26 protein-coding genes, 1 tRNA gene and 1 pseudogene are annotated in these 26,406 nt (G+C 38.1%); 23 read left to right on the forward strand and 5 right to left on the reverse strand.

The window, feature by feature from the left end; translation table 11 throughout:
* The first annotated feature begins 21 nt into the window (after positions 1–21).
* The 7 genes from PQG52_RS08765 (at position 22) to PQG52_RS08795 (ending at position 7,278) form a co-directional block, all read left to right on the forward strand.
* Positions 22–336: a ferredoxin family 2Fe-2S iron-sulfur cluster binding protein gene (locus PQG52_RS08765; RefSeq protein WP_271829061.1), complete on the forward strand. Its 315-nt coding sequence runs from the start codon at positions 22–24 to the stop codon at positions 334–336.
* Between the two features lie 4 nt (positions 337–340).
* Positions 341–1,408: a tRNA 2-thiouridine(34) synthase MnmA gene (gene mnmA, locus PQG52_RS08770; protein ID WP_271790621.1), complete on the forward strand. Its 1,068-nt coding sequence runs from the start codon at positions 341–343 to the stop codon at positions 1,406–1,408.
* Positions 1,409–1,471: 63 nt separating this feature from the next.
* Positions 1,472–2,542, forward strand: a complete 1,071-nt coding sequence (locus tag PQG52_RS08775) for a taurine ABC transporter substrate-binding protein (protein WP_271829062.1) — start codon at positions 1,472–1,474, stop codon at positions 2,540–2,542.
* A 43-nt stretch (positions 2,543–2,585) separates the two neighbouring features.
* Positions 2,586–3,695, forward strand: coding sequence for a glycosyltransferase family 4 protein (locus PQG52_RS08780; RefSeq protein ID WP_271829063.1), 1,110 nt, complete (start codon positions 2,586–2,588; stop codon positions 3,693–3,695).
* 101 nt (positions 3,696–3,796) lie between these two features.
* Positions 3,797–5,113: an O-antigen ligase family protein gene (locus tag PQG52_RS08785; protein ID WP_271829065.1), complete on the forward strand. Its 1,317-nt coding sequence runs from the start codon at positions 3,797–3,799 to the stop codon at positions 5,111–5,113.
* 2 nt (positions 5,114–5,115) lie between these two features.
* Complete coding sequence (locus tag PQG52_RS08790) at positions 5,116–6,198, forward strand: CobW family GTP-binding protein (RefSeq protein ID WP_271829066.1); 1,083 nt, start codon at positions 5,116–5,118, stop codon at positions 6,196–6,198.
* An 18-nt stretch (positions 6,199–6,216) separates the two neighbouring features.
* Complete coding sequence (locus PQG52_RS08795; protein WP_271790616.1) at positions 6,217–7,278, forward strand: WD40 repeat domain-containing protein; 1,062 nt, start codon at positions 6,217–6,219, stop codon at positions 7,276–7,278.
* 26 nt (positions 7,279–7,304) lie between these two features.
* Here the strand turns inward: PQG52_RS08795 and PQG52_RS08800 are convergent, their stop codons facing one another.
* The 3 genes from PQG52_RS08800 to PQG52_RS08810 all read right to left on the reverse strand — a co-directional run bounded on the left by PQG52_RS08800 (position 7,305) and on the right by PQG52_RS08810 (position 9,924).
* A complete protein-coding gene (locus PQG52_RS08800) occupies positions 7,305–7,880 on the reverse strand; it encodes an NYN domain-containing protein (protein ID WP_271790615.1) in 576 nt (191 codons plus the stop codon).
* 118 nt (positions 7,881–7,998) lie between these two features.
* On the reverse strand, positions 7,999–8,898 hold the full coding sequence (locus tag PQG52_RS08805; protein WP_271829067.1) for a cation diffusion facilitator family transporter: 900 nt from the start codon (positions 8,896–8,898) through the stop codon (positions 7,999–8,001).
* Positions 8,899–8,928: 30 nt separating this feature from the next.
* Positions 8,929–9,924: a cation diffusion facilitator family transporter gene (locus PQG52_RS08810; protein WP_271829068.1), complete on the reverse strand. Its 996-nt coding sequence runs from the start codon at positions 9,922–9,924 to the stop codon at positions 8,929–8,931.
* Between the two features lie 196 nt (positions 9,925–10,120).
* Between PQG52_RS08810 and PQG52_RS08815 the strand changes: the two genes are divergently transcribed.
* A complete protein-coding gene (locus PQG52_RS08815; RefSeq protein WP_271829070.1) occupies positions 10,121–11,740 on the forward strand; it encodes an NAD(P)/FAD-dependent oxidoreductase in 1,620 nt (539 codons plus the stop codon).
* Positions 11,741–11,746: 6 nt separating this feature from the next.
* On the opposite strand, the gene PQG52_RS08820 is transcribed toward PQG52_RS08815, so the two are convergent.
* Positions 11,747–12,070 (reverse strand): YnfA family protein, encoded by a 324-nt coding sequence (locus PQG52_RS08820; RefSeq protein ID WP_271829071.1) that lies wholly within the window; start codon positions 12,068–12,070, stop codon positions 11,747–11,749.
* A gap of 293 nt (positions 12,071–12,363) precedes the next feature.
* On the opposite strand from PQG52_RS08820, the gene PQG52_RS08825 reads away from it, so the two are divergent.
* From PQG52_RS08825 to PQG52_RS08840, 4 genes are read left to right on the forward strand one after another with little or no spacing between them, the layout of a single operon-like run.
* Positions 12,364–13,740, forward strand: coding sequence for a cytochrome ubiquinol oxidase subunit I (locus tag PQG52_RS08825; protein WP_271829073.1), 1,377 nt, complete (start codon positions 12,364–12,366; stop codon positions 13,738–13,740).
* Entirely contained in the window at positions 13,737–14,741 is a 1,005-nt protein-coding gene (gene cydB / locus PQG52_RS08830; RefSeq protein ID WP_271829074.1) for a cytochrome d ubiquinol oxidase subunit II, read from the forward strand. The genes PQG52_RS08825 and cydB overlap by 4 nt, the downstream gene beginning before the upstream one ends.
* Positions 14,722–14,877 (forward strand): hypothetical protein, encoded by a 156-nt coding sequence (locus PQG52_RS08835; protein WP_271790608.1) that lies wholly within the window; start codon positions 14,722–14,724, stop codon positions 14,875–14,877. The genes cydB and PQG52_RS08835 overlap by 20 nt, the downstream gene beginning before the upstream one ends.
* A gap of 52 nt (positions 14,878–14,929) precedes the next feature.
* Positions 14,930–16,357, forward strand: a complete 1,428-nt coding sequence (locus tag PQG52_RS08840) for an aminotransferase-like domain-containing protein (RefSeq protein ID WP_271829075.1) — start codon at positions 14,930–14,932, stop codon at positions 16,355–16,357.
* 5 nt (positions 16,358–16,362) lie between these two features.
* On the opposite strand, the gene PQG52_RS08845 is transcribed toward PQG52_RS08840, so the two are convergent.
* A complete protein-coding gene (locus PQG52_RS08845; RefSeq protein ID WP_271829076.1) occupies positions 16,363–16,878 on the reverse strand; it encodes a GNAT family N-acetyltransferase in 516 nt (171 codons plus the stop codon).
* Positions 16,879–17,054: 176 nt separating this feature from the next.
* Here PQG52_RS08845 and PQG52_RS08850 point away from each other — a divergent pair, with 176 nt between their 5' ends.
* The 11 genes and pseudogenes from PQG52_RS08850 (at position 17,055) to PQG52_RS08895 (ending at position 25,129) form a co-directional block, all read left to right on the forward strand.
* Positions 17,055–17,798 (forward strand): tetratricopeptide repeat protein, encoded by a 744-nt coding sequence (locus PQG52_RS08850; RefSeq protein ID WP_271801743.1) that lies wholly within the window; start codon positions 17,055–17,057, stop codon positions 17,796–17,798.
* Between the two features lie 3 nt (positions 17,799–17,801).
* Positions 17,802–18,137 (forward strand): hypothetical protein, encoded by a 336-nt coding sequence (locus tag PQG52_RS08855; RefSeq protein ID WP_271829077.1) that lies wholly within the window; start codon positions 17,802–17,804, stop codon positions 18,135–18,137.
* Between the two features lie 114 nt (positions 18,138–18,251).
* The gene (locus tag PQG52_RS08860) at positions 18,252–18,395 is read left to right on the forward strand and encodes a hypothetical protein (RefSeq protein WP_271829078.1); all 144 of its coding nucleotides are present in this window, start codon (positions 18,252–18,254) and stop codon (positions 18,393–18,395) included.
* A gap of 451 nt (positions 18,396–18,846) precedes the next feature.
* Entirely contained in the window at positions 18,847–19,959 is a 1,113-nt protein-coding gene (locus tag PQG52_RS08865) for a glycosyltransferase family 2 protein (protein ID WP_271829079.1), read from the forward strand.
* 544 nt (positions 19,960–20,503) lie between these two features.
* Positions 20,504–20,812 carry an Asp-tRNA(Asn)/Glu-tRNA(Gln) amidotransferase subunit GatC gene (gene gatC / locus PQG52_RS08870; RefSeq protein ID WP_271829177.1) on the forward strand — a complete coding sequence of 103 codons (309 nt, stop codon included), beginning with the start codon at positions 20,504–20,506 and terminating at the stop codon, positions 20,810–20,812.
* Positions 20,812–22,293 (forward strand): Asp-tRNA(Asn)/Glu-tRNA(Gln) amidotransferase subunit GatA, encoded by a 1,482-nt coding sequence (gatA, locus tag PQG52_RS08875; protein WP_271829080.1) that lies wholly within the window; start codon positions 20,812–20,814, stop codon positions 22,291–22,293. The genes gatC and gatA overlap by 1 nt, the downstream gene beginning before the upstream one ends.
* Positions 22,290–23,741, forward strand: coding sequence for an Asp-tRNA(Asn)/Glu-tRNA(Gln) amidotransferase subunit GatB (gene gatB / locus PQG52_RS08880; protein ID WP_271829081.1), 1,452 nt, complete (start codon positions 22,290–22,292; stop codon positions 23,739–23,741). The genes gatA and gatB overlap by 4 nt, the downstream gene beginning before the upstream one ends.
* Positions 23,742–23,819: 78 nt before the next feature.
* The gene (locus PQG52_RS08885; protein ID WP_271829083.1) at positions 23,820–24,065 is read left to right on the forward strand and encodes a CPCC family cysteine-rich protein; all 246 of its coding nucleotides are present in this window, start codon (positions 23,820–23,822) and stop codon (positions 24,063–24,065) included.
* A gap of 195 nt (positions 24,066–24,260) precedes the next feature.
* Positions 24,261–24,352, forward strand: a tRNA-Ser gene (locus tag PQG52_RS08890).
* Positions 24,353–24,676: 324 nt separating this feature from the next.
* Positions 24,677–24,811, forward strand: a pseudogene (locus PQG52_RS11490) (Arm DNA-binding domain-containing protein); the annotation flags it as partial.
* Between the two features lie 51 nt (positions 24,812–24,862).
* Positions 24,863–25,129, forward strand: a complete 267-nt coding sequence (locus PQG52_RS08895) for a hypothetical protein (protein ID WP_271829084.1) — start codon at positions 24,863–24,865, stop codon at positions 25,127–25,129.
* Positions 25,130–26,406 lie beyond the last annotated feature (1,277 nt).

Genomic DNA, 26,406 nt, shown 5'->3' on the forward strand with positions numbered 1-26,406 from the left:
TTTATTTAAAGGAAGTTAAAAATGCCTCGTATGACATTTATTGAACGTGACGGCACAGAACGTGAAGTTGATGCGCCTGTTGGATTGTCTGTTTTGGAAATTGCTCATAAAAATGATATTGATCTAGAAGGTGCTTGCGAAGGCTCTTTGGCTTGTGCAACTTGTCACGTTGTGGTTGATGAAGCATGGTGGGATAAATTAAAATCTGCTGCTGAAGAAGAAGAAGATATGTTGGATATGGCATTTGGGTTGGAAAAAACCTCTCGCCTTGGATGTCAAATTATTATGACCGAAGAATTAGACGGTCTCGTTGTTCGTTTACCAAGATTGTCATAGAATAATGCGTATTATGGTTGCCATGTCTGGCGGTGTTGACAGTTCTGTCACTGCGGCTTTGTTAAAAGAGCAAGGACATGATGTTTTTGGGGCTACATTACAGTTGTATGATGCACGTGGTGTGGTGAAAAAAGGATCATGTTGTGCAGGACAAGATATTCGTGACGCCCGCAGAGTTTCTGATCAACTCGGAATTCCTCATTATGTGATTGATGCTGAAGATCGTTTTCACCAAACGGTGATAGATCGCTTTGCACAATCTTATACACGGGGGGAAACGCCAGTTCCTTGTATCGAGTGTAATCAAGGGGTTAAATTTACTGACCTGTTGAATATGGCTCGGGAATTAGGCGCAGATGCAATGGCAACTGGACATTATGTGCGTCGGATAGAAGGTGCCAATGGGGCGGAACTTCATCGTCCTGTGGATATGAGCCGCGATCAATCTTGGTTTTTATTTGCGACAACCTCTGAACAATTGGAATTTTTACGTTTCCCTTTGGGTGCAATGCCGAACAAAGATATTGTTCGTCAAGAGGCTGAACGTTTTGGATTAACGGTTGCACAAAAATCCGATAGCCAAGATATTTGTTTTGTTACGGATAAGTCTTATATTCAGATCGTTGAAAAACTATCTCCTGAAGGATTGGAAAAAGGAGAGATTGTGAATGAAACAGGCGAAGTTCTGGGACAGCATGAAGGGATCGCCCATTACACAGTAGGGCAAACCAAACGCCTGGGGAATCTTGCAATGCGTCAAGGCGACAAGCAAATGGTATTGCGTATTGATTCTCAGACCAGACGGATTGTTATTGGTCCAAAACAAGATGCGGGTCGCAAGCAATTTTATTTGCGTGATTTAAATTGGTTGATGCCTATACCCGAACAGGAAATGCGTTGCAATGTTCAAATTCGTGCGCGCGAACAAGAACGTTCTGCGACTATAAGAATATTACCAGACCAACGGGTGCAAGTTGAATTAGATGAAGTGGGTAATCCTGCCCCTGGCCAAGCATGTGTCTTTTATCAGGGCTCTCGAGTTTTGGGCGGTGGGTTTATTACTTTGGCATAATATCAAATAATATTTTTCTTTTCTTCTATAAGTTGCTGTTGTATTACAGAGGATGCCTGAGAGATGGCTTCTTTGGGTATTAGCAATGAATCGTTACATATTAGGATACCGCAGTTGTTTTTAAAATCATCTTTGACCCATATAAAATCTTATATTTTGTGTGTTCTTGCGTTATTAGTGGTATCTATTTGTTGTATCTTTGATCAGACTGCTCATGCTGCGATTAGTATTGGGTGGACTAATCAAGTTGACTTAGCAAAAATTGCACAAGTCAATGGTGCTTATCGCAAAGCATTAGGGGAGCGGATTTATTGGAAACAATATGACGATGATTTCCAAATGCTTCACGATTTGGCGATTGAAAAAATTGATTTTGCCCCTGTTGGATTAATTGCCTTGACCTCTGCGGTGACAGCGGGTCTACAAGTACGCATTATTGCCATTAGTTCGCAATATGGCACAGGCAGTGGATTGGTTTTGCGTAACCAAAGCCATATTGATAAACCAGAGTCTTTGGTTGGAAAAAAGATTGCTGTGCCTTTTCTTACCTCTGCTCACTATAGTTTGTTAAAAGCATTAGAACATTGGAAGATTAACTTTCGTCAAGTGCAATTAATCAATATGCCTGCTGATAAAATTGAAGATGCTTGGAAAAAAGGCGATATTGATGGGGCTTATGTTAATGGGATTACGTTGCTACATTTCCAAAAAGATGGACATGTATTGGTAACATCGCAAAAGCTTGCGGATTGGGGAAATCCCACCTATGTTTTTTGGGTGACAATGGACAATAAGATTGCAGATAAACCTTATGTTGTTAGACCTTTTGTCAATACAACGTTAAGTATGATTAAAGGGTTTAACCAGCGAAAAGATCAATTAACACCGCAGTCTAAAGATGTTGTGGATGTTTCGAAATTATTAAAAATTTCTCCAGAAGATACATTGATCTTATTAAAAGGCAATCTTTATATAGGACAAAGAGAGCAATCTTTGATATTCGAACGTCGTTTACCTACATATCTAGGAAATGTTGCTTTATTTTTGCGTAGTTTAAATGTGATGAATAATGTTTTATCAGATTATTTGATTTACATTTACCCAAGTTTTGTTGATGACGCAAAGATCAAATAGTTATTTACATTCTATTAATCATTAAGAAGGAGAACGTTCTGTCATGATGGATAAAACATCAAGGATAATGACAGTGCTGCCTCCTAAAGAAGGATTTTCGACTGATTGTGTTGGTGCGGTTGGGTTGCTGGTGCGTCGTTTAGCACAACCTGATGATTTGATCGTCGGTAGGGCGCTGACTAGCTTACCATTCTCAGGGTTGCGTTATTTAGAGATTTCTAAAAACTGGTTTTCAATCTTTATGAAAAACAAAGCATATCGTTATGGTGTGGCCAGTGTGGTTAGAAAATATCGCCCTTGTTTGATTGAAATTCATAATCGTCCTGAAATAGCTTTGTTTATTGCTCAAAGATTTCCAAAAATACCCGTAACCCTGACATTGCATAACGATCCATTGTCGATGAGGGGACTAAAGACCAGTATAGAGCGCAAAAGAATATTGCGTAAAGTGCATGTTGTTGCGGTATCTCAATGGGTGAAAGAACGTTTCTTATCGCGTCAAGTTGTGGGTAATATTACTATATTGCCCAATAATATCGATCTTCAAGAAATTCCTGAATATGTTCCAATTCCAGAGCGAGAAAAAAAAATTTTATTCGTTGGTCGTGTGGTTGCAGATAAGGGAGCGGATTTATTTGTGCAGATATGCGAACAGTTTTTGCAAATAGATCCAACATGGACAGTGGAAATTATTGGTGCGGATCGTTTTGATGTGAATAGTCCTGAAACGCCTTTTATTCAGCAGTTGAAACATCAAATTAAGTCAAAACAGATCCATATGACGGGGTACTTGCCCTACGATCAAGTATTGCAAAAGATGGCGCATGCTTCGGTAGTCATTATGCCCAGCCGATGGTCGGAACCTTTTGGTATGACGGCTTTGGAGGCAATGGCATGCGGTACTCCTTTGTTGGCATCCTTCGTGGGGGCTTTGCCTCAAATCGTGGGGCAGGGTGGGTTGTTGATAGATCCTAAAAAGCCCGAACATGCGGTGCTATTATTATCTAAATTACTTAAAAATATGCAATTACGACAAGAGTTATCAGTAAAAGCGATACAACAAGCCTCTGTGTATAATAAACAAGAAGCATTTCAAAGATTGGTCGCATTTAGAAAAAGAATATGCTCTGCTTTATCCGTTGAGCATTATTAATAAAAGTTTTTTTTACGCTGCGATTATTATAGAATACGGCATTATGCTGGGTTATATGGAATCGTTATTAGCATTTATATGTTGAGTGGTGCAGTTTTTATATGGTTACAAGTAAAAAAATATCAGATTTTTTTCAATATACTTCAATTGGTGCAACGCTTATTTTGCCACTCTTTTTGACGCATTTCAGAGGGATCGCAGATGGATTAATCAGTTATGTAGCTATTTGTTTTATATTGAATTGTTTGATTAACAAAGAATGGGAATGGACGAAACAAACTTGGGTAATGCTGATGTTTGCTTGGTGGGGATGGTTGTTGATTTGCACCATCCCTTTTGGTTCATTTTCAGGCTATGCAACAAATGGCAGCTTTCTTCAAGCGATAGGTATTGTGCGCTTCTTGTTTTTTATTATTGCTCTTCAACAATGGGTGTTAAGAGAAGCAAGATATCGCAGATGGTTGGCTTATGTGATTGCATTTTGTACCATTTACATTTTACTTAATATGCTAGCTCAGCTCATTATCGGGTATAATATTTTAGGAATGCCACGTTACTTTGATGGAACTTTGACGGGTCCTTATGAACATCCTCGGGCTGCTGCACCATTATCACGTATTTTACTACCGGTTACTTTGGCTGGTTGTGCTTATTTATTATGGGAATATAAAAAACCTAAAGGTCAAATTTATACATTATTATGCTTGCTATTTGTGATTGGAATGATGGTCTTGGCAGGACAAAGAATGCCTTTTGTTTTATTTGTATTTGGTTTAGGGATTGCAACGATTTGGTTAAAATATCTGCGTGTTGTCGCATTGGCAGCGCTGGTTGCAATTCCTATGTTGATACTTGTGACTGCTTTTACCTCTCCTGAAAGTTTTAATCATTTGGTAACGCATTTTATAGATCAAATGTCCCATTTTTCATCCAGCCCTTATGGGTTAGTGTATGTCAGAGCATTCGTTATGGGGATTATGAATCCATGGGCAGGGTTAGGGTATGATGCATTCAAGCATGCTTGTGGTAATCCTATTTATTTTCATGGCTGGCCATTTTGGGATCCCAGCTCTGGAAATGGTGGGGGAGCAATCATTTGTTTAACGCATCCTCATAATCATTATTTACAGATTTTTATTGATGCGGGTATTCCTGGATTACTATTATTTATTTTAACGATTTGCAGTTTATTGATTGAGCTGACAAAAGGATTAACAATCACTGTAACAACCAAAAATCAAGCCATTCAAAAAGCATGGTGTGTGGGATTATTTGCAGCTGTTTTTATTCATGAATGGCCTTTATCCTCGACGAGCAGCTTTTTTAATATGCCTTTGGGGGGATGGTTTTTCTTATTACTGGGCATGGGTCTAGCATATAGTTGGGATTATCAAACAACAATCAAAGAAAGAGAGTAGAGATGTCTGAAATTAAAGATACAGTGCCAGTGACGGTTCTGACAGGATATTTAGGTGCAGGTAAAACGACTTTGTTAAATCATATTTTGACGCAACAACACGGTAAGAAATATGCGGTGATTGTGAATGAATATGGTGAATTGGGCATTGATAATGATTTGGTCGTTGATGCAGACGAAGAAATCTTTGAAATGAATAATGGCTGTGTTTGTTGTACGATCCGTGGTGATTTGGTGCGTATTCTAGGAACGTTGATGAAACGCCGCATGAAATTCGATGGGATTATTGTTGAAACAACGGGTCTGGCTGATCCTGCGCCTGTGGCACAGACTTTTTTTGTCGATGAAGATGTTAAACAAAAGACCAGATTGGATGCGGTGATTGCTGTAGTTGATGCTCAACATGTGATGCAAACCTTGGATGACAGCAAAGAAGCGGTCAATCAAATCGCATTTGCTGATGTGATTTTGCTGAATAAAACTGATCTTGTGGATGAAAAGACCTTAAAAACAGTTGAGCAACGGGTTAAAGCGATTAACCCTTATGTGGCTTTATATCATACGCAAAAAGGTCAAATTGCGTTGGATAAAATTTTAGATCGTGGTGGATTTGATCTTAAAAAAGCATTGGAATTAGCCCCAGATTTCTTGGATAATCATCACGATCACGATCACGATCACGATCACGATCACGATCACGATCACGATCACGATCACGATCACGATCACGATCACGATCACGATCACGATCATAAGCATGACCATGACGCACATCATCATCATGGGGATGGCGTGACTAGCATTTCCTTATTGGAAGATAAACCTTTAGATTCAAAACGCTTTGACCTTTGGATAGGTTCTGTTTTGCAACAATTTGGTGTCGACTTGTTACGTACTAAAGGAATATTAAATTTCTCTGATTCCAAAGAATGCTTTGCGTTTCAAGCCGTCCACATGATGGCTGATGGGGATTTTATTCGCCCTTGGAAAGAAAATGAAAAAAGATGTTCTAGGTTGGTCTTCATCGGTCGCTATTTAGATGAAAAGAAACTTCGCGATGGCTTTAAAAGCTGTATTGCTCAGTAAGAGAAGATAGGAACAAACATGCAAGCACCACTTCAATTAATTGACAGCCGAGGACAATTTAAAGAGGTTGAAGGCAATATCATTGGCTGTGTTCATTCTCAAGACGGTCAATATATTGCTTTTGCGACTGCTGATGGGGATTTATGGTTGGTTGCTCGTAAAGACTTGCAACAACCTAACAATTGGCAAAAATTACAGCCTCATGAAGGGGGAATATTATGTCTATCACAAGATATGACGCCCTCTGGCTTTATTACTGCGGGCGACGATAATAAAATTTTACGCACTATTCCAGGAAAAGAGCCTGAATTATTGCTAAAAACCAAACGATGGGCAGAGCGTATGGTCACTTGGTTTGATGAAACCAATGTTGGCATAATGGTTGCTTTTACAGTCGGGAAAGAGGTTCATATTTATCAAGATCATTTTGATGAACCGAAAACCATTATAGAACATGAATCAACCGTCAGTGATTTGGTGTTTAACCAAGATGGTCAAAAGTTGGTAACTTCTTATTATAATGGTGCTACTTTATGGTCTTTGAAAGACAATACCAAGGTTAAAGAGTTTACTTGGAAAGGCAGCCACTTGGTTGTTGCATTGCATCCACAGGAAGAGGCGATTGTAACCTCTATGCAAGACCACGATCTACATGGGTGGCGTGTTTCTGATGGTCATAATATGCGCATGAGTGGGTATCCAGTGAAAGTACAATCACTTAATTTCTCTAAAGAAGGTAAGTGGTTGGCAACCAGTGGTGCTGAAGCAGTGGTGATGTGGCCTTTTTTTGATGGGGGGCCGATGGGCAAACCACCTGTTGAATTGCCTGGTATTCCTGGTGGATATTGCACGATTGTGCGGTTTCATCCTGTTTATGGGGATTTGCTGGCCGCAGGGTTTATTGATGGCAGTGTTCTATTAATCAGCCCAGATGGGGAAAAAGTATTGCCAATCAGCTTGGGGCAAGACAAAGCATTTGGCGCAATTACTGCTTTGAACTTTAACAATTCAGGTGATATCTTGTGCTTTGGTACTGAAAAAGGCATTATTGGATTGGTCGATTTGGCAGCATCAGCATAGGTAACTTCTGATGGTTTTCGAGCAAATTATCGACCTTGTTTTTGTATTTTATGAATAATTTTTCCTAATTCATATCGTTCATCACAAATTTGGAAAAGCTCTCTGTTTGGGGCGGCTTTTCCACGAAAAGACCCATGCCATAAGGTAACAAGAATACCTGATTGCTTAACCGCCTGGATTGCAGGGATCAAGTCACCATCCCCTGTGGCAATAATTAAGTGGTCAATCTGTTTCGTCAAAGCAAGTTGCATCATATCAACAACCATCAAGATATCGACGCGTTTTTGATGAAAGCTGAGCGAATTACCCTCTTGATCTTCATATTTAGACAAGAAACCAAGCCTTACTTCGAAATGAGGAAGGAATTTCAGCGCCTCGAAGAAATTCATTTTTCCTTCATAAAGGTTTCTATCGTCTTCAGCTGTTGAAAAATCCAAGCTGGGCAGACAATTATAGTAAAAAGTTCTGAATAAAGAATGGTCCGAAGTGATTTCTTTCACTAACTTTTCGTAGTTAATTTGTAAATTAGGAAATTCTTGCCGTGTAATATATTCAATATACCCAGCGTCAAGAAGAATTGCACAACGAGAAGGAATTTGCATATTTATAACCAATTTGATTCAGTAATGCCCGTATACTATGCGAATTCTGTTAAAAAATATATATTTTAATTGGAAAAAATCAAAAAAAATATAAATTTATCGAAACGTTAATTTTTGGTTATTTTGGAATCGTTATTTTTGCTTCGTTTTCAGGTTCAACATGAATATTAACGGAAATCGAACCAACTGCTTTTCTCAGAGCCATTTCAATTTTGTCACATATTTCATGGGCTTTGTAAACATTCATTGTGCCAGGAACAACCAAATGAAAATCAATGAACGTCATTGCACCGACTTGGCGAAAGCGAACCATATGGAACTCTAATGCTTCGGTGGCATTTGCTTTGATGATTTCGTAAATATGTTCTGTGACTTGCTTTGGCGGTGCTTGATCCATTAACCCGTTGAAAGAGTCAACAATCACGTGTAATCCCACGCGTAGAACATTAATAGCAATACAAAAGCCTAATATCGCATCCAGTAAAGACCATTGAAACAGTGGGATTAAAATGAAGCCACAAATTAGCCCCACTGTTGTCCAAACGTCCGATAAAATATGCTCTCCACCAGCAATCAACGCAGGAGAACAATATTTTCTACCGACTTTGATCAGAATAATACACCAAAATAAATTGACGATACCCGCAGAACCATTGAATAATATCCCAATAAAAGGTGCTGTGGGCAGTTTAGGATGTTGCCAAGCTTCGACTGATTCATATAAAATTAATGCCGCCGTGGTTAATACGAGTAAACCTTCGATGGCTGCGGAAATATATTCTGCTTTATGATGACCATAAGGGTGTTGCTGATCGGCAGGGCGAGATGCAAAAATTAATGCAACACATCCCAAGATGGCAGCTGCAACATTAATCAATGTTTCCAGCATGTCCGAATAGAACGCAACACTGTTTGTAGTATACCAAGCTATGTATTTTAGAGTAAATACGAGGATACTGATAAAAATGCTGCCAATACTAAACAGTATTTTTTTATTTTGGATCACTTTGACAATCATAGAGGTAATTTCTATTGTTATGTTGAAATATCATACGGTTTCAGCGTGCGCTAAAAGACAAATCTCGGCTTCATGCTGTAATTCAATTTGAATGGTTGTATGTCCAATTTTAAACTGATCTTTTAACTGCTGAGAAGTAACAGATAGGAAATCATCTAAACGATGGTCAACATTACTGACCAAATGAACGGTCAACGCTGTTTCTGTGGTGCTCATTGCCCATATATGCAAGTCATGTAAATCAACGATGCTGGGCAATGCACGTAAATATTGTTCGACATCTTTGCGATTGATATTGGTAGGCACGCCATCCACCGCCAAAGTCACAGAATCCTTAAGTAAAGACCAAGTTCCCATAATAATAACAATTGAAACAACAAGGCTGATAATTGGATCCAATAGGTTAAAGTTGGTAAAGAGAATAATAATCCCTGTAATGACAACGCCCAATGAAAGCAGCGCATCATAAGCCATGTGTAAGAATGCGCCTTTGATATTCAGATCTTCTTTGTGTCCAGAGGCAAACATCATGGCAGTTACGCCATTGACCACCACACCAATTGCCGCCACAATAATGACTGTCCATCCAGCAACAGGTGCGGGGTGAAAAATACGTTCGATGGCTTCTAAGATAATACCACCTGTGACGATCAACAAAATCACAGCATTGGTCAGGGATGCGAGAATAGAAGTCCTGCGATATCCATAAGTGAAGTTATCAGTTGGTTTTTTTTGCCCCAGAATTGCGGCAATCCAAGCACATGCCAACGCAAGAATATCCGAAAGATTATGTCCAGCATCGGCTAATAATGCCAAAGAGTTACCCCAAAACCCCCATGCTGCTTCGGCGATCACGTAAATCAGGTTTAACGTAATACCGACCGCAAAAGCAGTGCCAAAAGATTTTGGAACATGGTGATGTCCATGTGCATGCGAATGCGAATGTGTATGGGAGTGACCATCGCATCCATGATGGTCGTCATGTGAATGGTCATGTTCATGATGATGAGTGGAATGATCGGACATGACAGGCGATCCTTTGGGGATGAGGGTGGGATTTTAATTGATAAAATAAGAAGGATATATAAATATGTATTTAATTTTCATATTATATACTCATTTTGGTGATAAATATAAATAGTTTTCTATGCTATTTATAAGGTATATCCTGAAATAAACTTGCTTAACTATTCTATTAATATTTTTCACAGTTATAAAGCCGATGATTCGAATTACAGAACTTAAACTTCCTCTTAATCACAGTGATGCAGATTTAGAAAATGCACTCCACGAACGCCTTGCAACCAATATCATTGATTACCACATTGTTCGTCGTGGTTATGATGCACGCAGACGGGGTCATATTTTATTGGTCTATACGATTGATTGCACTGTCGAGAATGATACGGATTGTTTGAATGTTCATACGCAAGATAAACATATTCAAAAAGCACCCGAAGTGAAGTATCAATTTGTTGTTGATCGTGCTGATGGTGAACAATTATCCAGCCAGTCTTCCTATCAGCGACCGATTGTGATTGGGGCTGGGCCCTGTGGATTTATGGCTGGGCTTTTATTAGCACAAATGGGACTACGCCCGTTGATTTTGGAACGTGGTAAAGCGGTTCGGGAACGCACAGTGGATACTTTTGCGTTTTGGCGTAAAACGAATTTTAATCCAGAAAGTAACGTGCAATACGGCGAGGGTGGGGCTGGAACATTCTCTGATGGAAAATTATATACGCAAATCAGTGACCCCAATCATTATGGGCATAAAGTATTAACGGAATTTGTCAAAGCGGGTGCGCCCGAAGAGATTTTATATCTTTCTAAGCCCCATATTGGGACGTTTCGCTTGGTCAGTATGGTAGAACAAATCCGTGCTGAAATTGAATCTTACGGCGGATCTTATCAATTTAGTGCGCATGTTGATTCAATATTGATGGATAAAGACCGTCAAATTATAGGGGTCAAGTTGACGGATGGCACTGAAATCGCCAGTCGTCATGTGATCCTCGCGACAGGGCACAGTGCCAGAGATATGATGACATCCTTATACAAAGATGGCGTTGCTATTCAAGCCAAACCTTTTTCTGTTGGGGTGCGTATAGAACATCCTCAATCCATGATTGATAAAGTCCGCTTTGGCCCTCAGGCCGGTCATGAAAAGCTGGGGGCAGCAGATTATAAATTAGTGCATCATGCAGGCAATGATCGTGGCGTTTACTCTTTTTGTATGTGTCCTGGTGGAACAGTGGTGGCTGCTGCTTCAGAAGAAGGGGGTGTGGTAACCAATGGAATGAGCCAATATTCCCGTGCGGAACGCAATGCTAATGCAGCGTTAGTCGTCAGTGTTGATCCTCAAAAAGATTATCCAGATAATCCTTTGGCCGGTATTGATTTTCAAAGAGCATTGGAACGCAAAGCCTTTGTCTTGGGTGGATCAGATTACAAAGCCCCTGTCCAACGTGTGGAAGATTTCCTTGCTGGTCGAGCAACAACTGCATTGGGGGAAGTTATTCCTTCTTATAAGCCAGGCGTCACCCCCAGTAATTTGATTGATATATTACCGAATTTTGTAGTGAATGCTATCAAAGAGGCTCTACCCTCTTTTAATCGTAAATTGTCCGGTTTTAGCTTTGCCGATGCAGTGATGACAGGTGTTGAAACCAGAACCTCTTCGCCTGTTCGTATTCCCAGAGAAGAAAATGGTAACAGTATCAATACACAAGGTCTGTATCCTGCAGGCGAAGGGGCTGGCTATGCGGGAGGGATCATGTCTGCTGCGATCGATGGAATAAAAATGGCCGAGGCTGTGGCAAAGGATTTAATGTGTAAATAATACTTGTTACGAACGTGGGGCGAATAGAATAATACTTGCCCCGATTAAACAAATTGCTGCACCTGTGATATCCCATTTATCAGGTGGGGTATCTTCGATCGCCCATAACCATATCAAAGAACAAAGAATATAAATTCCACCATAAATCGCATAAGCACGTCCAGCAACATCTACATCAACTTTAGTTAACATCCATGCGAAAAATAACAAAGAGAACGTGCCTGGGATGATCCATAATGGGGTCTTGCCCAAACGTACCCATGCCCAAAATGAAAAACATCCCGCAATTTCTGCAAAAGCAGCCAAGAAATAAAAGATAAAAGATATCATTAATTTATCCAAAAAATAGCGCTGATTTTTTAATAGAGTTTCCGCTATAAATGAGTTATAAAGGAACAATCAAGTTGATGTAAAGCGTAACTGAATGGCAATGAATTTGTATATGGTATAACAGATATACCATATAGAATTAATTTTCGATCGATATATAACAGTTTCTTTATTATTTGTTATAGTTTTTATTTTATTTTTTGTATCTTACCTTTTTTTTATACATTCGCATCATTACATTCTTGATAGTCTTTGTGCAGCATCTTCATTAACAAAGTGTATAGGGTGTAATTATGTTCTTTGGTCTTACAGCATTGGAATTGGCGCGGTTACAATTTGCATTTACCGTTTCGTTTCATATCATATTTCCAGCGACTTCTATTGGTCTAGCCTGTTTTTTGGCGATTATTGAATGGAAGTGGCTGCGTACTGGACAGAAAATTTACTTAGATATGTTTAAATACTGGTCCAAGATATTTGCGGTTGCATTTGGAATGGGGGTGGTATCTGGTATTGTGATGGCATATCAATTCGGAACCAATTGGAGCGAATTTTCCCGTATTGCAGGAAGTGTCACAGGTCCTTTGTTAGCATATGAAGTGTTAAGCGCGTTTTTTCTGGAGGCAGGTTTTCTTGGTATCATGTTATTTGGGTGGGGACGTGTTGGACCAAAAGCGCATTTTACGGCGACTTTTATGGTGGCATTGGGAACATGTATTTCAATGTTTTGGATCTTATCTTCGAACAGCTGGATGCAGACGCCTCAAGGGTTTACTGTTGAAAATGGAATTATTGTCCCCCATGATTGGTTGCAAATTATCTTTAACCCAAGTTTCATCCATCGATTACTTCATATGGGAACAGCCGCTTTTTTAGTGTCTTCTTTGTTAGTAGTTGGGGCATCAGGATGGCAGTTATTACGTGGTCATCGCTCGCCAATGACAATGAAAGCATTTTCCATGGCGTTATGGATGGTTTTAATTACGTCTTGTGCTCAAGTTTATTTCGGGGATGCACAAGGGTTAAATACGTTAAAATATCAGCCTGCTAAATTGGCAGCTATTGAGGCACATTGGGAAACCAATACGGATAATCCAATGGCTTTGATTTTATTTACTATTCCAGATATGAAGCAGGAAAAAAATTATTACACTGTTTCTCTCCCTTATGTCGGTAGTTTAATTTTAACCCATCGTTGGAATGGTGTTGTTAAAGGGTTAAAAGAGTTCCCAGCACAAGATAGGCCCAATTCTTTAATTGTTTTTTGGACTTTTCGCTTGATGGTTGGGCTATGTTTCTTGATGATTGCAATGTCTTTTACAGCGTTGTGGTTGAGGTATAAAAAGCGACTATATAGCAGCAAATGGTTCAGTTATTTTGCATTATTTATGGGGCCCACAGGATATATTGCGTTATTAGCAGGCTGGGTAACCACAGAAGTTGGTCGTCAGCCATGGGTTGTTTATAATATGTTACGCACAGAACATGGGTTTTCGAACACGGTTGTCGCAGATCAAGTCGGATTAAGTTTAATTATTTTTGTCACTGTTTACACGGTCGTCTTTGGTAGCGGAATATACTATATTTTCAAATTAATCAATCAAGGACCCAAGGAATATCCTTTGCATGCTTCACCTGCAAAACTGAATAGTAAGGATGAGTTATTATGATAGATTTAGCAGTTATTTGGGCGAGTATTATTGCTCTTGGTGTGCTGATTTACATTGTTTTGGATGGTTTTGATTTGGGAATAGGGATTTTATTTCCTTTTGTCAAAAGTCATAAGCATCGTGATGTGATGATGAATACGGTTGCCCCTGTTTGGGATGGAAATGAAACATGGATGGTGCTGGGAGGGGCTGGATTATTTGCTGCATTCCCATTGGTTTATGCTACGGTTCTATCCGCCTTATATATTCCGATTATTTTGATGCTTGTCTCTCTTATTTTCAGAGGGGTGGCTTTTGAATTTCGCTTTAAGGCACATCGCAGCAAATATCTTTGGGATTGGGCATTTATATGGGGATCAACCCTAGCCAGTTTTTTCCAAGGGGTTATTTTGGGCGCATATATCCAAGGGATACATGTGGTAAATAACGCCTATGCTGGGGGGCCTCTTGATTGGTTAACACCGTTTTCCATTTTTACCGGTGTGGGTGTTGTGATGATGTATGCTGCTTTGGGATGCGCTTGGTTAGTGATGAAAACCAAAGATGATTTGCAACAAAGTATGTATCAATTAATGCCTAAATTACTCATTGGTTTATTAGTCATTTTTGCAGGTGTCAGTTTTTATACGCCTTTTATTCATCCAGAGATCGCATCACGCTGGTTTAAGATGCCCAATTTAATGTATCTTTCACCAGTACCTGTCTTAGTGTTACTATTTTCTTGGTTGATTTTGCGTGCGTGTCGGACACAAAGTGATAAGCAACCATTTTTATATATTCTATGTTTGGTGCTGATTACTTATGCTGGTTTTTTGATTAGTTTATGGCCAAATATTATTCCACCTTCTGTCTCATTATGGCAGGCGGCAGCGCCCCATAGCAGCCAATTATTTGCTTTGGTTGGTGTTGCGATTTTACTACCGATAATTATTGGTTATACGATATTAACGTATTGGGTGTTTAAAAGTAAAGTGGGGGTAGATGATGAAGGGTATCATTAATCGTACAAAAAACTTACAATTAAAACAATGGCAATGGTTTGTTGTTTTATGGTTGTCTGGAGTGTTGTCTTTGGGTGTTGTGGCACAGTTCTTTCGAGTCATATTATTAATGGCCAAGAACAGCATTTATCATTAGAGTCTGAGATCTCTTATTATGGTGCTACTTGTATTTTATGATGTTGAGATCGATGTATAAATTCAGACAGCTTGCTCAAAATATTCAATTTTTGATCGAAAGTGGGTCATGGCCTGCACATAAAAAATTACCGTCGTTAAGAGCGCAGGCTCAAAGCTCCGGATATAGCTTGATGACAGTATTAAATGCATATCAAGAATTGGAAGCAAAAGGATGGATTTATACAAAGCAAAAATCAGGATATTACGTTTCTGGGGATATAAATATATCTCCAGAACATACCAACAAAGTAGCATTAAACACCAATATTGAAATTAATTCATTGGTATTCGATCATCTAAAGAGGTTGCAACAAGATCATGTCATTCCACTAGGATCGGCCTTTCCATCGGTTCCACTATTATGCAACATTCATTTTATGAAAATTCTTTCTCAACATGCCAAACTACCCAATAGCTCGCTCAGCACTGACAGCATGCCACCAGGGTCTTTGCATCTCAGACAAATCTTAGCCAGTCGATACAGTTTAAATGGGATTTCGACGCAACCAGAAGATATTGTGATTACTTCTGGAGCATTGGATGCATTAAATTTATCTTTGCAAGCATTGACTAAACCTGGGGATTTTATCTTATTACAACAAACAATCTTTTATGGGGCTTGGCAAGCAGCAGAAAGATTGGGTTTAAATGTTATCACGATACCCGAGCACCCCGAGCATGGGTTTGATGTGAATGCGTTTGAGAGTGCTTTGAAAAATTATCCAATCAAAGTTTGTTGGTTAATGTTAAATGCACATAATCCCATCGGATTTACCGTCAGTAATGAAATTAAATTAGTGATTGCAGAGTTGTTGCATCGATATAAAGTCTATTTAATCGAAGATGATGTTTATCAAGAGCTATTTTACGAAAAACAAAAACCTTTATCAGTAAAACATTTTGATAAAGAAAATTATGTATTGCATTGTTCATCATTCTCGAAAATATTAGGCGCAGGTGTTCGGGTGGGGTGGGTGCATTCTCGACCATTTTCCAATGCAATTCAACATTTGCAATTGATGAGCACTGTTTCAGCCAGTAATTTAATGCAGCATGCATTGGTAGATTTTATCGGCACACATCATTACGAAAAACATTTGAGACAATTACGGCTAAAATTACAGAAAAATAAAAATACGTATTATAAATTATTAAAAGAAATACTACCCAAAAGTTGCAAGATTTATTTATATGCGACAGGTTATTTTTTATGGATACAATTACCCATAAATGTTGATAGCACCGTTCTATACCAACATTTGCTAGATAAAAAAATTGTAATCGCCCCTAGCATTTTGTTTCAACAAGATAATTTACCTCGAAATTATATAAGGCTTAATTGTTCTTTTAATCTTACTGAACCTATAAAAAGGGCTTTATACACCGTTGTCGAGATGATTAAAATGCTAGAACAAAATGCAGGTGCTGATGGTTCGTAAATAGTTTAATTAATTTGGTAATGCTGAGGTAAGAAACACTCCATATATGTTGCATTTTCTCCGTAAGTTTTAAGTTTTTTCTGTAAATATGAATCAGCAGAAACAACCTTAAACCCATATTTTTCCCAAAATGGTACTGAATTTTGGATTGAGATTAACGAGGCATGTTCGAATTGTTTTTGAAGTGCAATTTTGGCAAAATGTTGGATTAATAATTTCCCCACTCCCATGCCTCTGGCATTAGGATGAATAGCCAGGTCATGCAAATATAAACAATTTGGGTTGGGTTCTGTTGTTTGTGTATTGCTGTGTAATTGGGGGGGATTCCCAAGCGAGGAAGGTAAAGAAAGTAAATATCCTCTGATGCCCTGGTTATCTTTGGCAATGAAACACGTGTCGGGGCTGCTATATATTTTTGAAGCGATCACTTCTGGAGATTCTGGTTCAATTTCATGGTAGCAAAGATCTTGAATTTCTAAAATATTGTCCAATTCGCGATCCGTAGCAGGATAAATATACATCGTTATTTTTTCATAAAATCAATAGGTTAAAAAACGGCATTATCTATATCATTTTGTTGAATAAAGGAAAAGTATATAAAATATTTTCAGAGCATAAAGAAATTGTTACAAACTATAATTTTGGAGTTATATTGTAAAAAAATATTCTATGATATCAGTGATAAAGGGTAATAAAAATGAAGTGTTTATGGTGGTTATTATTTGTAATGCTTGGATGTTTTCCAATACATATAGCCATTGCCCAAACCAATATTATCGTTTCTCCAAATAAACCGAAGACCGATATATTGCCACATGCTTCGACTGATATTACGGATATGGAAAAACAAGCACTATCCGGACATATCAAAGCGCAATTTAATCTTGGAGTATTATATCTAGAGGGTAAAAAAATCCCCAAAGATTACCGTAAGGCTATACAATATTTCGAACAAGCAGCCAATCAAGGTGATGCACAATCCCAATTTAACCTCGGTGTCATTTACTTTCAGGGGGTTGCGACCTCTCAAGATTATATGAAGGCAATGAAATATTATCAAATGGCTGCATTTCAGTATATGCCCAAAGCAGATTTTAATGTTGGATATATGTATGAACAAGGCATGGGGGTAAAACCCGACATGCAACAAGCAATCATTTGGTATAAGCGGGCAGCAGAACTGGATGTACCAGAAGCGCAATATAATTTGGCACTGATCTATTATCAAGGAAAAGGCGGTTCTGTTGATTATCGTAAAGCGCTTGGATTATTTAAAGCAGCTGCTAAACATGGTCACTCGGACGGTGCTTATAATGCAGGATATATGTATGAAACAGGCAAAGGAACCGATATCGATAAAGAAAAGGCTAAATTTTATTTTAAGCAATCGTGTGATTTACATAACGCGGATGGATGTAAAGAATATAAAGAATTATTATAATCTATGTGTAACGAGGAAAAAAGTGATTTTCAGGTTGTGTTAGAAAATGCAAAAGAGGCTGCGTTCAGTCCCAAATTGTTTTTTCAGTTCGTTGAAAATATTGAGCATTTACCTAACAAATTACTTTTTATGTCAGAACATCAAAGACAGAATTATCCAATATTGTGGTGGGGATTACAAGAGGCTCATTTGACCTCTTTCCCAGCATGGCTTGATGCAGGCGAACCTAAAGATTGGACAGGGTTGGAAGATTATCAATTAAAAGCAGTTGAAGGTTTGACTCTATTTAATATCGTTAATGTTAGGGAATTATCTGCTTGTCGTTCAAAGATTGATTGATATAATTTATTCTGCATTTAAGCATTAAACTGAATTGCTTAGTTTTGCAAAAAAAATATCTATCATTATGAATATCGTTTTGATCTTCTATCGGAACAAGAACGATGTGAAATATTGGATATTTGTAATTATATTAAGCGTTTCGAAGATGAAGGTGGGGGTGCTGGAAATCTTTCTAGAATTGTTGGTGAATGTAAAGATTTCATGACTATTTTAAAAAAACATAAAAGAGACATAGAGCATCAAGATTGTTTTTAATGGTTGCGATTCTTCCTATGAAAATTTCGATTCATCTTCTTCTAGCCCCTCGGCTCCACAGGCTTGAAATAAATAATTTATGTTCCTCAAGGAAAAGACCAGATCAGGGACGGTGATAAAGTCATAAAACTGACCAGGATCCTTATCAAAAATGGTATTTCACCAAAACCAATTTTTATTTTCTTCTTCGAATCAATAGAGCCAACTGGATAAACCCCACCCATCATAAGACATAGAAATCGACAAAATTGCTTTTCTTAATTGATACAAAGATTTGTGAGTCATGGTATTAAACGCTGTCTTTCTAGCATCAATTTTTAATAGATCATGATCGTTATCGTTAATTCAAAAGAAAGATGGATTATTATATTATTATTTTGCAAGTTATTTTTCTTTATTTATAATCAACATAAATTTTAATCTGACTCAAACCTTGTGATAGCGAGCAAATATGTTAAATATCCGTTGTATTACCATGCAAAAAAACGAAACTTATTTACTAGACGCATGGATAAAATATTACGCATATTTGTTCGGTGTCGAAAATTTATATATTTTGGATAATGGCTCCACCGAGGAAAAAACAAAAGAGATTTTATCTTCTTATATAAAACTTGGATGTCATGTGATTGATGAATATCATACCCATGAGGACTTTGAAAATAAAGGGGATATCATCTGTAATATCATTAAAGGATGGGATCAGAGAGATGAGTATGATTTTGTCATACCGATCGATATTGATGAGTTTATTATTTTACACCAAGACTATCCATCTTGTAATAAAGAGAAAATTCATGACTATTTTAAAAGTCTGATCGGTATTCAAGATGCGTTTATCATGCAAGAATCATATTTGAATGTTCCTGGTGAAGTAGGATTTTTCTCACCAATTTGTGTTTCTAAATGTTTTTTTGCAAGTAAAACAATTGATTCTTTGGATCGCGGTTTTCATCATCCTGTATCTAAATACTCTTCGACATGTAAGAATACCCAATTGGGTTATTTGCACTTTCACAATCGCTCTTTTAAAGAAACCGTCGAGTTGGCTAAACAAAAACTTGCTCATCGTGTCGATGTTCATAACTTAGACGCATTAAAAAATTACGTAGGGGCAGGGGATCATTTGATTAAATATTTTTTAATGAATGAGTATGAATATTATCAGTTATATCGTAATCATGGAAATATTTATTTTTATGAGGCTATTTTATTATTTATATCTCTTTCTATTGATATAGAAGCGGTGTTTAATGGTAAATATAAAGAAATAAAGCCTTCACACGATACAAAAATTCTTATTCGCTATCCTAATATTCACAATACGGAAAATTACTTGTTTGGTTATTTTGATGTGACGAATTATTTATTTATGAACCAAGATGTAAAAGAGGCAGCTATTCATCCCATTCAACATGTTTGCCTACATGGATTTGTCGATGAAAAACGTGTCGCTCATGCATGCCAATCAACAATTTCAGCTGAACGAGATAGTTTTGCAGAATATTTATCAAATCCAAATGATTTGTATATTTTTAACTTAAAACTATCTCAATTAAAGTAGCTAATTTTTAATCGAATAGCAGAGTAAAAATTTTATTATTTTTGAATGTTAATCATACATTAAAATATTTATAGTTTAGTGATTAAGGTCAATGAGGAATATTTTTAAATTCAGTAATATCTGATATCGTTGCCATCATAGATATAGGACAAGCCATCCCCGTTTTATTCAGTGGCTTGTCTGTCTTATCGATGTTGATCCACAATCAATTGTTAACTCATGATTTTATGGTTGAAGTGGTTGGTGTTCTTTTGGATACAAGGAATCATATCGTATTGCTGAACGTAAAGGTCATAATGTAAGTTTTTGGTCTTTGCTGGTTTTTTTATTCAGCCCTATCTTTGTCATTTTGTATTCTTGCCGATCAGGAAAGAGGAAGAAGTTACATTATTTTGGCATTCATCTTTTGTGAAAACACATAATTGAATAAGCTGTATTCTATTTTCTTTGTAAAAAAGACAAAACCTCTTATTTCTTTGATCTCATATTATGGTATAGAATAAAAGTAATTATCGAATTTATAAACTAAAGCACTATTGAAATGATGGGGGCTGAATTGACGAATAAAATATTGGATAAAAAAATTGTCCAACGTGTTGCCAAGCTTTCTTCTTTGGCGGTCAAAGAAGATGAATTGGCAGTTTATGCTGCTGATCTTGGTGGTATTATCAATTGGATGGAACAATTAAACGAAGTTGATATTACCGATGTGCAGCCGATGGTTGGCACGGAAATTGCGCAATTACGCTTGCGCGAAGATGTGGTGACGGATGGGGAGTGTAAAGAAGATGTTCTTTCCAATGCTCCTAAACGGATTGCTGATTTTTATGCTGTGCCAAAGGTGGTTGAATAATGTTAACCGGAATGAAAATTACAGAGGCAGTCGATGGATTGCGTCAAAAGAAATTTAGTGCCGAAGAATTAACCAAAGCACATGTGAATGCGATTAATAAGCTGAATGATCGTATTAATGCCTATATTACAGTGACTGCGGACGCTGCAATTGAACAAGCCAAAGCAGCAGATCAAAAATTGGCTGCTGGGGATGCGCCTGCATTAACGGGGATCCCGTTGGCGATCAAAGACTTATTTTGTACCAAAGGTGTAAAAACCACCGCTGCCAGCCGTATTTTGGAAAATTTTGTGCCTCCTTATGAAAGCACAGTGACGGCTAATTTATTGCGTGATGGTGCGGTATTTTTGGGCAAAGTGAATCTTGATGAATTTGCGATGGGTTCTGGCAATTTAAATTCTGCCTTTGGTGCCGTGGAAAATCCGTGGAAACGTCAAGGCGAGGATACCTTCCTTGTTCCTGGTGGGTCTTCTGGCGGTTCTGCTGCTGCGGTGGCTGCTGAAATGGCCATGGGTGCAACTGGAACGGATACGGGTGGCTCTATTCGTCAGCCTGCGGCTTATTGTGGGATTACGGGGATTAAACCAACTTATGGTCGTTGCAGCCGTTGGGGCATTATTGCGTATGCCAGTTCCTTGGATCAAGCGGGTCCAATGGGGAAATCTGTTGAAGATTGTGCGATTATGTTGCAATCAATGGCTGGATTTGATCCAAAAGACAGCACCTCTGTGGACAAAGAAGTTCCTGATTACCGTGCTGCTTGTAATCGTTCTTTAAAAGGCATGAAAGTCGGTATTCCAATGGAATATCGTGCGCCTGGTCTATCCCCTGAAATTGAAGCAGTCTGGCAACAAGGCATTAATTGGCTTAAAGAAGCGGGTTGTGAAATTGTTGACGTATCTTTGCCTCATACAAAATATGGGTTAGCAACTTATTATATCATTGCGCCAGCTGAAGCATCTTCAAACCTTGCTCGATATGACGGGGTTCGTTATGGGCAACGTGTTGCTGGGGATAGTTTGGATGAGCTTTATGCCAACACACGTGGCGCAGGCTTTGGTGACGAAGTCAAACGTCGTATCTTGATGGGAACCTATGTGCTTTCTGCAGGATATTATGATGCGTATTATTTGCGGGCGCAAAAAGTGCGTAAATTGATTTATCAAGATTTCATGAATGTGTTTGATAAAGTGGACGTGTTATTAACCCCCACCGCCCCAACCGCAGCTTTTGCCAAAGGTGAAAACCAAGAAGATCCAGTGCAAATGTATTTGAATGATATCTTTACGGTTCCTGCCAGTATGGCTGGGGTTCCTGGTTTGGCACTTCCTGCGGGATTAAGCAGCCAAGGATTACCTTTGGGATTACAATTATTAGGTCGTCCTTTTGGTGAAGAAACTCTTTTTGCCGTTGGTTCTGCGATGGAAAAAGCAGCTAACTTTACCCACAAACCTACTCTTCGTGCTGGAGGTTCCCTATGAGTTATATGATTGAAGGTTCAACGGGTGCTTGGGAAGTGGTCATTGGGTTAGAAGTCCACGCTCAAGTTATCAGTAAAGCTAAGTTATTTTCTGGTGCTTCTGCACATTTTGGTGCTGATCCCAATACTCATGTCAGCCTTGTGGATGCAGCTTTTCCTGGAATGTTGCCAGTATTAAACCGTGAATGTGTGGATCAAGCTATTCGTACAGGACTTGGGTTAAATGCTAAAATTAATCTGATGAGCCGTTTTGACCGTAAGAATTACTTCTATGCGGATTTGCCTCAAGGCTATCAGATTTCTCAGTTCGAGTTCCCCATCGTTGGTGAAGGCAGTATTGAAATTGAACTAGAAGATGGTTCGGTTAAAAATATCGGGATTACCCGTTTGCATTTGGAACAAGATGCAGGGAAATCAATCCATGATTTAACACCTAAGGATACGGTTGTGGATTTAAATCGTTCAGGTGTGGCGTTGATGGAAATCGTCAGTGAACCTGATATGCGTTCGCCAGAAGAAGCAGGTGCTTATCTTCGTAAAATCCGTGCGATTGTGCGTTACCTTGGCACGTGTGATGGAAATATGGAAGAGGGCTCTATGCGTGCAGACGTGAATGTGTCTGTGCGTAAACCTGGTGAAGACTATCGTACGCGTTGTGAGTTAAAAAATATTAACTCTATTCGTTACGTGATGCAGGCGATTGAGATCGAAGCTAAACGCCATATCGAGATTTATGAAAATGGTGGCGAAGTTGATCAAGAAACGCGTTTATTCGATGTTGCTCGTGGGGAAACCCGCACGATGCGCAGCAAAGAAAACGCCCATGATTATCGGTATTTCCCAGATCCAGATTTGTTGCCTTTGATTGTCGAGCAATCTCATGTAGATCATTTAAAATCGACTTTGGCAGAATTACCAGATGACAAACGTAATCGTTTCCAATCTGAATATGGATTGACTCGTTACGATGCGAATGTGTTGGTTGCTGAACAAGATGTAGCCAATTTCTTTGAGAAAGTCGCTAAAGGCCGTGATGGTCGTATGGCCTCTAACTGGGTCACGGGTGAGTTATTTGCTGTATTGAACAAGCAAGGATTAACCATCCATGAAAGCCCCATCAGTGCCGATGCATTGGGTTCTTTATTGGACTTGATTGCGGATAATACGATTAACGGTAAAATTGCCAAAGAAGTCTTTGAAGATATGGTTGAAACGGGCGATATGCCTGGCGATATCGTTGAGCGCAAAGGCTTAAAGCAAGTGACCGATACAGGCGCGATTGAAAAGGTGATTGCGGAAATCTTGGCTGCTAATCCTGATAAAATTGCACAATATAAATCGGGTAAAGATAAATTATTCGGTTTCTTTGTTGGGCAAGTGATGAAGGAAATGCAAGGTAAAGCCAATCCTGCGATCGTCAATGATCTTTTGAAAAAACAATTATCTTAAAGAATGATTGAGAGTCTCTTAATATCTGTTTTACTCAAGTGTATTAAGAGACTCAATAAGGTATTGGAATTGAAGGCAATGGCATATCCGTGTGTTTGTTGTGGCTTTTTAACCAGAACTGAACCCAGTAACGGGGATTATGATATCTGTCCCATTTGTTTTTGGGAAGATAATCCTATACAAAACGATCAGCCCGATGCAGATGGTGGAGCGAACAGTATAACGCTTCATCAAGCACGGTTAAACTTTAAAGAATTCGGTGCAAGCAAAAAAAGATTTATAAAAAATGTTCTAGCACCAGATAAGACAGAATATCCTATTTAGCGTAATATTAAATGGCTAGTGTCAAGAATGATGATTGGGTTTTCTCAATAATGCGACCTATATTTTTCATTTGTCGCTGATTAATTGTTTAGAAAATTATTTTTGAAAAAAGTTAAAAAGGAAATTGACAGTTCCTTAATAAACCATTAGAACCATATCAGAGCAAACGCCGTGTTACTAAGCAACTCTTCTTGCGGAGGGGTGGCCGAGAGGCTGAAGGCGGCGGTTTGCTAAACCGTTGTACGATGAAAGTCGTACCGTGGGTTCGAATCCCATCCCCTCCGCCATATATCTATACATTATCTTGCCATATAATACAGTATAACACCTATAGAAACAGCCGTTTTTGATGTTTTTGCTCTGCATTATGCAGCATTTCAAAGCATGAAAAGTGGTGGTATATTTGGTGGTATCAAATAATTTTTGTTGGTATTGTCATGGCACGCGATAAAAGAAATAGACCTTTAACAGATAAAGGGATCAAATCATTCAAACCTCGAGATAAAGAATATTTAAAGGATGACACGCAATCATTATATCTTATTGTTGTACCTAATGGTTCAAAATTATGAAGCTTTAGATATAAGTTTAATTAAAGACAAAGGGAATTATCTTTAGGTTCTTATCCTCTTGTAACATTTGCTCAGGCAAGGCAGGCTCGTGATGATGAAAAATGTGAAATCGCAGACGGCATTGATCCAAATACTGTAAAAAAACAAAATAAAGCGCTGAAGAAATGTAATTAGCAATTGCAGAGGACTTTAGCCCAACATGGTTTTTATTTAGAAGGGTAGCTAATGACGTTTACAGCTCAAGAAATGAACGATGAAGCAAAGACTTTTTTTGATTATATACATCGTCAGTTGATTCCATCCTGTTTTGAAAGTTTAAATTTGGGTAATTTATGGATTGCTCGTCGGGTGAAGGCAACCACCGCTATACTAGTCGCTATCAAAAAGAGTAAGAATAAAACTATCCCTGCGTATGTTTATGCAAATCTTAGAGAATTTTATTTCGAAGTTAAAAAGAAAAATAAGGTGCCATCACGAATAAACCAGAAGTAGGCGGGATTGCAGCAGATCTATTGCGCAGCACCATTTTGGGAATTCCATTCTTGATTCATGTTGTGGTAAGGGAAACATTTCGACGGTCTTTTATAAAGTGGGATATGAAAATATTGAATGTCATGATTTGGTAGAGTGGGGCATTGCAACTCCTTCTTTGCAAGCAATATTTAAATAACAAGATTTTATTACAAGTTCCAAAGATAAATATGGGATACAATTGTCACGAGCCCACCGTTCAAAGATGCCTTGCCGATTATTGAAGAGGATTTGCGTGTATGTAACTAACTTTAAAGCTTGTATGTTGCTGCGTTTGGTTTTTTTAGAGTCAGAAAGGAGCACAGAGTTTTTTAAGAAATCTCCATTGGCCAGAATATGGGTCGTGAAAGACCGTGTGACAATGTACCATGGGGATTTATATGCCAGAATTAATTTTTAAGCGAAGGGATATTGGAGCATTTCGTTGGACCATCGCTAAAGTAAAGTCAAGTCTATGATAAGCTCTTTAAGATCTGGGCGGTTGTAGATATAATACCATTGCATGATCTTGAGTATAATTGTGTTGGGGAATATGAGCAGCAAAGAAATATCCCAGAAACTGCACCTGAACCTGAATTACGCAATGGGTCAGATGTTATCGACGTTCACTTTGCTTGAAGAAGCTATGAAGGCTTTATAAAAAGAAGCTTGTACTTTTGTAAAAACTACATTAATATATGACAAAATGGATGTTTATTTAGTTATTAACCTTTACCTGGTTTTTTACTAAGAAACTTGCCAGCATGGAAAACATCTTTATTATTCCAAATTACTCTAACTGGCGTAACCACCAAAATCTGTTATTTTTAGTGTTGATAAGTAATACGATGCTTTTTGTGAAAACGCTACAGTCCTTGAATACACTATGTTTTTATAGTATGGTAAGATAACAAAGTATTCTAACATCAAATATCATCCCTTCCACAGAAAATTATTAGAGATTCAAAAAATGTCACGTTTAGCACTCAATCAACTCAAAGATTGAGATTACCTGTAGATCATCTGATCTCTTAGACAAACACGATTCATTGATAAACCAATGGGCAATATCCGTAAAAGGGCCTAAAAGTAGGATTGTTTGTTTAATGTGTAATTACAGTAAACAGCAGTTTATTTAAATTTAAGATAGTTATTATTATATTTTTATTACAAAAAATATGATTATATAATTTTAAAATTAACCATTAAGCAAAATATAAAAACAACAGTATATCTCTTTGAAAAACATTTGAACAAGA

It is taken from the genome of Commensalibacter communis (assembly GCF_947179105.1).
In the GTDB taxonomy this organism is placed as follows: domain Bacteria; phylum Pseudomonadota; class Alphaproteobacteria; order Acetobacterales; family Acetobacteraceae; genus Commensalibacter; species Commensalibacter communis.